Here is a 6327-nt window from a genome sequence, read left to right as displayed (position 1 = left end):
AGATGACCTAGGCCTCGTCTACTACCCTCCCGGCCTTGGTTGGAGTTCATACCGGAACTGGATGCTCGCCGTCGCTGACCGGGTCGAGCAAGCGCTCCGTAAGTCTCCGGCCGCCTGAGCTAACGCAGTCATCCCGCCCGACTCGCCGCGACGCCGCGACCTGCGGCCCATCTGCTGATCATGGGCCGGGGCCTGCGGGGTGTGCTGGGCGCGACTGTCGGCCGCACCGCCGAGCGCCGGCCGGCGGGTCGCCCTGCGATGGACGGCCGACGGTGCCGTCTACTTGCTACAGGGGCGACTCTCTCAGCCGCGCCACTGGTTGCGCCGGCGCCGGCGGTCCCAGACCAGGCCGATCAGCAGCACGAGCATCATCGAGATCAGTGCCACGTCCCCGGTGCGGTTGTAGTGCGTGGTGGTCAGCAGCGCACCGAGGATCAGGAAGGTGACCCAGCCGCCGACCTGGCGTCCGGTCACGAACTCGTGGTGCCAGCCCCAGTCCTCGGGACGCTCATGCTCCTGGGTCCGGGCGTGCTCGACATCGGTACCGGCGATGGGGTTGGACTCGGCTGCCACGTTCGATCACTCCTGTAACGGCGGTTCGGCTGCGGGCTCGGGCACGATGCGGGGTGGCGAGAGCTGGCTGCTCCGCGCCCTCCTCATTCTGGCACTCGGTTTCGCTGCCCTGGCACCGCGGCACCCGTCGGCTTGCGGTGATCGGCCAGAATGGCGCGATGACCACTCCTGCCGGGACCACTCCTGCCGGGACCACTCCTGCCGGGACCGCTCCTGCCGGCCAGCGCCGCGTCGTCCTGCTCGGCTCGACCGGCTCGATCGGCACCCAGGCCCTGGACGTGATCGACAGGGCCGGCGAGCGGTTCTCGGTCACGGCCGTCTGCGCGGGCGGTGGCAACCTCGAGCTGCTCGCCGAGCAGGCGCTGCGCTGGCAGGTCGGTTGGGTCGGCGTCAGCACGCCGGCTGCTGCCGAGGAATTGCGGGACCGGCTGGCCGCCGGCTGCCCGGCCGGCCGGACCCCGCCGCAGGTGCTCGCCGGCCCGGACGCGACCGCGCAGCTGGCAACGCTGGACTGTGACGTCGTGCTCAACGGCGTGGCCGGTGCCCAGGGTTTGCGCGCTACCCTGGCCGCGCTGGAGGCCGGGCGGACCGTGGCGCTGGCCAACAAGGAGTCACTGATCGCCGGCGGGCCGCTGGTGCTGGCCGCCGCCAAGCCTGGCCAGCTGATACCGGTCGATTCCGAGCACTCGGCGTTGGCGCAGTGCCTGCGCTCGGGCACCGCGGCCGAGGTGCGCCGGCTGGTGCTCACCGCAAGCGGAGGCCCCTTCCGCGGCTGCCGGCGCGCCGACCTGGAGGCCGTCACCCCGCAGCAGGCGCTGGCGCACCCCACCTGGGCGATGGGCCCGCTGATCACCACCAACTCGGCGACCCTGGTGAACAAGGGGCTGGAGTTGATCGAGGCCCAGCTGCTGTTCGGCGTCGACTACGACCGGGTCGAGGTGGTGGTGCACCCGCAGTCGGTGGTGCACTCGATGGTCGAGTTCGTCGACGGCGCCACCCTGGCCCAGGCCAGTCCGCCGGACATGCGGCTGCCGATCGCACTGGCGCTGGCCTGGCCGGACCGGGTGGCCGGCGCCGCGCCGGGGCTGGACTGGAGCCAGGCGCAGTCCTGGACCTTCGAGCCGGTGGACAACGAGGCGTTTCCGGCCATCGAGCTGGCGCGGGCCGCCGGCGTCGCCGGTGGCTGCGCGCCGGCGGTCTACAACGCGGCCAACGAGGAGGCGGTGGCGGCCTTTCACAGCGGAGCCTGTGGTTTCCTCGGCATAGTCGACACCGTGCGGACCGTGCTGGAGCGCTGGCTCGACGGCGAGCACGCGGCCGCCGGTGACCCGCGCGACATCGCCGACGTCGAGCAGGCCCAGCTGTGGGCGCGCCGGCAGGCGGCGGCGGTGCTGGGAATCGGCTAGCTGGCCGCCGAGCCGTCCAGCACGAGGCACAATTGATACCGAGAACACCGCGGGGACGTACCCGGCGCGGTTGGGGAGGATGACACAGGAGTGCTCTACGCACTGGGCGTGCTTGCCTTCGCCGTCGGGCTGCTGGCTTCCATCGCGCTGCACGAGATCGGCCACCTGGTGCCCGCCAAGAAGTTCGGCGTGCGGGTCACCCAGTACATGGTCGGCTTCGGCCCCACCATCTTCTCGCGACGGCGCGGCGAGACCGAGTACGGGCTCAAGGCCATCCCGCTGGGCGGCTACATCCGGATGATCGGGATGGTGCCGCCACGCGCGGACGGCAAGCGGTTCCGCGGGCCACGCCGGATGGGGGAGCTGGTCGAGGAGTTCCGGGCCACCAGCCGCACCGAGGTCACCGCCGCCGACACCAACCGGCAGTTCTACCGGCTCACGCCGGGCAAGAAGATGATCGTGATGCTCGGCGGCCCGAGCATGAACCTGCTGATCTTCTTCGTCCTCACGATCCTGCTGTACGGCTTGATCGGGGTGCGTGCGCCGACCACCACGGTGGGCTCGGTCAGCAACTGCGTGGTCTCCAGCACCGTCAGCGACCAGACCTGCCCGGCACCGACCAGCTCTGGCTACCGCAAGGCCCCGGCCAACGGCGTCCTGCAGCCCGGTGACAACATCACCGCCATCAACGGCACGCCGATCAAGAACTGGTCCGACGCCGTCCGGGTGATCGAGGCCTCGCCCGACAAGAGGATCACCCTGTCGGTGCGCCGCGACGGCAAGCCGGTGCAGCTGAGCATCACCCCGGTCCTCAACACCAAGTACACCGGCACCGGCACCGAGACCAAGCAGGCCGGCTTCATCGGTATCAGCACCACCGAGGCCTACCAGCGGCTGACGCCCGGCCAGATCCGCAGCGTGATCTGGCAGCAACTCGGCCTGAGCGTCGAGGCCCTCAAGCAGTTCCCCGCCAAGATCGGCAGCCTGGTGGGCACCGTCTTCCAGGGCAAGCCACGCGACCAGAACGGCGCGGTCGGAGTGGTCGGCCTCGGCCGGATCGGTGGCGAGATCGCCGAGAGCGCCCAGGTGGCGGCACTGGACAAGGTCTCGATGCTGCTGAGCCTGCTGGCCAGCGTCAACCTGCTGCTCTTCTTCTTCAACCTGCTGCCACTGCTGCCGCTGGACGGCGGCCACGTGGCCGGCGCCCTCGTCGAGGCGATCCGGCGCGGTATCGCCCGGCTGCGCAAGCGGCCGAGGCTGATCTTCGTCGACGTCGCACAGCTGGTGCCGGTGATGTACGTGGTGGCCAGCATCCTGATCGTCTTCTCGGTGCTGGTGATGTACGCCGACATCGTCAAGCCGATCACCCTGCCCAACTGAGCAGGCACCGCCCGCGTCATCCGAGTCGGCCCAGCCGACAGACCTTGAGGAGAATGCCTTGACCAAGCCCGTGGTGGACTTCCCGCCCGGAGAGCTGACCGGAGAGCTGCAGATCCGTGACCTGATCGAGGGCGACGGCCCGGTCGCCCAGGCCGGCCAGCAGGCGGTCGTGCACTACGTCGGGGTGGCGCACTCGACCGGGGCGGAGTTCGACGCCAGCTACAACCGCAACTCACCGTTCACCTTCCCCCTCGGTGGCGGCCGGGTGATCGCCGGCTGGGATCAGGGCGTGCAGGGCATGAAGGTGGGCGGCCGCCGGGAGCTGATCATCCCGCCGCACCTCGGTTACGGTGACCGCGGTGCCGGCGGCGCCATCAAGGGCGGCGAGACCCTGATCTTCGTGGTCGACCTGCTCGACCTGCGCTGACGCGGGTCGTCGGCCACCACCGTTCTCCGCACCACATCGAAGGGATCGAGGAAATCCAGTGAGCGTTCCGGTCGCGTTGGGCATGCCGGCGGCACCGCCGCCGGTGCTGGCCCCGCGCAGGAAGTCCCGCAAGATCGCGGTGGGCTCGGTGGCCGTCGGCGGTGACGCGCCGATCTCGGTGCAGTCGATGACGACCACGCTCACCTCGGACATCAACGCGACCCTGCAGCAGATCGCCGAGCTGACCGCCACCGGCTGCGACATCGTCCGGGTGGCCTGCCCGAGCCAGGACGACGCCGACGCGCTGCCGGCGATCGCGAAGAAGAGCCAGATCCCGGTGATCGCCGACATCCACTTCCAACCCAAGTACGTCTTCGCCGCGATCGACGCAGGCTGTGCCGCAGTGCGGGTGAACCCGGGCAACATCCGGGCCTTCGACGATCAGGTGGGCGCCATCGCGCGGGCCGCCGCCGACGCCGGGGTGTCGATCCGGATCGGGGTGAACGCCGGCTCGCTGGACAAGCGGCTGCTGGCCAAGTACGGCAAGGCCACCCCGGAGGCGCTGGTGGAGTCGGCGCTGTGGGAGGCCTCGCTGTTCGAGGAGCACGGTTTCCGCGACTTCAAGATCTCGGTCAAGCACAACGACCCGGTGGTGATGGTGCGGGCCTACGAGCTGCTGGCCGAGCAGTGCGACTACCCGCTGCATCTCGGGGTGACCGAGGCGGGTCCGGCGTTCCAGGGCACCATCAAGTCCGCGGTGGCGTTCGGCGCGCTGCTCAGCAAGGGCATCGGCGACACCATCCGGGTCTCGCTGTCCGCTCCGCCGGTCGAGGAGGTCAAGGTCGGCCTGCAGATCCTGCAGTCGCTGAACCTGCGCCAGCGCAAGCTCGAGATCGTCTCCTGCCCGTCCTGCGGCCGGGCCCAGGTCGACGTCTACTCCCTTGCCGAGAAGGTCACCGCCGGCCTGGAGGGCATTGAGGTGCCGCTGCGGGTCGCCGTCATGGGCTGCGTGGTGAACGGCCCGGGTGAGGCCCGCGAGGCCGACCTCGGGGTGGCCAGCGGCAACGGCAAGGGCCAGATCTTCGTGCGGGGCGAGGTCGTCAAGACCGTGCCCGAGTCGATGATCGTGGAGACCCTGATCGAGGAGGCGCTGCGGATGGCCGAGCAGATGACCGCCGACGGGGTGGCCTCGGGCGAGCCGTCGGTGGCCGTCAGCTGACGTCGTGCCCCAAGGCGATGCAACGGTAATTCGTTTGTGGCGGCTCGGCCAGCGCGGCAGACTCGACCGACGTGGACGTAGAAGTAAGACCGGGGACAGCTGAGGATCACGCCGAGATCCTTCGGCTGGACGGCAACTCCTTCGGCACCCACCCCACCGAGCAGGACGCCGAGGACTCCTTCGCCGTCGATCCGCCGGAGTTCCTGGTGGCCACGGTCGGCGACCGGATCGTCGGCGTCACCGGTGCCTACCGGTTCGCGAGCATGACGGTGCCCGGCGGGTCGCTGGCCGTACCGGGCGTCAGCTGGGTGTCGGTGAGCCCGACGCACCGCCGGCGCGGCGTGCTGCGCGCGCTGATGGACCGGCAGGTGCGCGACTTCGCCGCCGAGGGGGCGCCGGCGGCGATCCTGACCGCGAGCGAGGGCGGCATCTACAGCCGGTTCGGCTACGGCCCTGCCACCTTGGTGCGCCGAACGGTGATCGACCGGCCTGCGGCGACGCTGATCCGTCCCGCGCGGGACGCCGGCGACGAGGTGCGGTTGTTGACCGCCGAGCAGGCCCGCCCGGTGCTGCCCGAGCTGCACCGGCGCTGGCGCGAGCAGGTGCCCGGGGCGCTCGACCGGACAGAGCCCTGGTGGGACTCGGTCTTCCGGGACCGCGAGCAGTGGCGGGACGGGATGAGCGCGAAGTTCTACCTGGTGCATCCCGAGGGTTACCTGAGCTACCGGGTGAAGCACAACTGGAACGACGGCTTGCCGGCGCACATGTGCTGGATCAACGAATATGCCGTCTGCACCACCGACGCGCATGCCGCGCTCTGGCAGGTCGTGCTGGGTATGGACCTGTTCGGCAGCATCGAGAGCCTGCAGATCCCGGTGGACGACCCGCTGCCGTTCCTGCTCACCAATCCCCGCCAGGTGCGCACCACCGTCGTCAACGACGGGGTGTGGGTGCGTCCGATCGACGTTGCGGCGATGCTGGCCGCGCGCAGCTACCGGGTGGAGATCGACACCGTGGTGCACGTGCAGGACCCGTTGCTGGGCGACCGGCGGGTGGCGCTGACCGGCGGCCCGGACGGCGCGAGCTGCGTGCCGACCGACCGGCCGGCAGAGGTCAGCTTCAGCCTGGCCGGCCTCGGCTCTGCCTACCTCGGCGGGCACCGGCTGCAGACGCTGGCCCGGGCCGGCCTGCTGCAGTGTGAGGATCCGGCGCTGCTGGGTCGGCTGGAGCTGGCTTTCGGCACCGACCGGGCACCGTTCCACGGCACGGCGTTCTAGCCCGAAACTTCGGCACCAGGGCGCCGGTACGCCGTAGGCGGGCGT

At 70.5% G+C, this 6327-nt stretch carries 6 protein-coding genes; 5 read left to right on the top strand and 1 reads right to left on the bottom strand.

Going from position 1 to position 6327, the window contains the following annotated elements:
* Positions 1-303: 303 nt before the first annotated feature.
* Complete coding sequence (locus tag VF542_RS08105) at positions 304-573, bottom strand: DUF2631 domain-containing protein (RefSeq protein WP_408651190.1); 270 nt, start codon at positions 571-573, stop codon at positions 304-306.
* Between the two features lie 158 nt (positions 574-731).
* Here VF542_RS08105 and dxr point away from each other — a divergent pair, with 158 nt between their 5' ends.
* The 5 genes from dxr (at position 732) to VF542_RS08080 (ending at position 6282) form a co-directional block, all read left to right on the top strand.
* Positions 732-1979, top strand: a complete 1248-nt coding sequence (gene dxr / locus VF542_RS08100) for a 1-deoxy-D-xylulose-5-phosphate reductoisomerase (protein ID WP_408651189.1) — start codon at positions 732-734, stop codon at positions 1977-1979.
* Positions 1980-2069: 90 nt separating this feature from the next.
* Positions 2070-3359 carry a M50 family metallopeptidase gene (locus VF542_RS08095; RefSeq protein ID WP_408651188.1) on the top strand — a complete coding sequence of 430 codons (1290 nt, stop codon included), beginning with the start codon at positions 2070-2072 and terminating at the stop codon, positions 3357-3359.
* A gap of 58 nt (positions 3360-3417) precedes the next feature.
* The gene (locus tag VF542_RS08090) at positions 3418-3786 is read left to right on the top strand and encodes an FKBP-type peptidyl-prolyl cis-trans isomerase (RefSeq protein ID WP_408651187.1); all 369 of its coding nucleotides are present in this window, start codon (positions 3418-3420) and stop codon (positions 3784-3786) included.
* A gap of 82 nt (positions 3787-3868) precedes the next feature.
* The gene (gene ispG, locus VF542_RS08085) at positions 3869-5005 is read left to right on the top strand and encodes a flavodoxin-dependent (E)-4-hydroxy-3-methylbut-2-enyl-diphosphate synthase (RefSeq protein ID WP_408651192.1); all 1137 of its coding nucleotides are present in this window, start codon (positions 3869-3871) and stop codon (positions 5003-5005) included.
* 71 nt (positions 5006-5076) lie between these two features.
* Positions 5077-6282: a GNAT family N-acetyltransferase gene (locus tag VF542_RS08080; protein WP_408651186.1), complete on the top strand. Its 1206-nt coding sequence runs from the start codon at positions 5077-5079 to the stop codon at positions 6280-6282.
* The last annotated feature ends 45 nt before the right edge of the window (positions 6283-6327 follow it).

Source organism: Jatrophihabitans sp. (genome assembly GCF_036389215.1).
In the GTDB taxonomy this organism is placed as follows: Bacteria; Actinomycetota; Actinomycetes; order Mycobacteriales; family Jatrophihabitantaceae; genus Jatrophihabitans_A.
Note: the sequence above shows the minus strand (reverse complement) of the source record. Positions and strands in the feature narration are given on the sequence as shown.

Excerpts from the sequence above, each read along its gene's own strand:
- dxr (WP_408651189.1), top strand. The coding sequence starts at position 732 with ATGACCACTCCTGCCGGGACCACTCCTGCCGGGACCACTCCTGCCGGG.
- ispG (WP_408651192.1), top strand. The coding sequence starts at position 3,869 with ATGCCGGCGGCACCGCCGCCGGTGCTGGCCCCGCGCAGGAAGTCCCGC.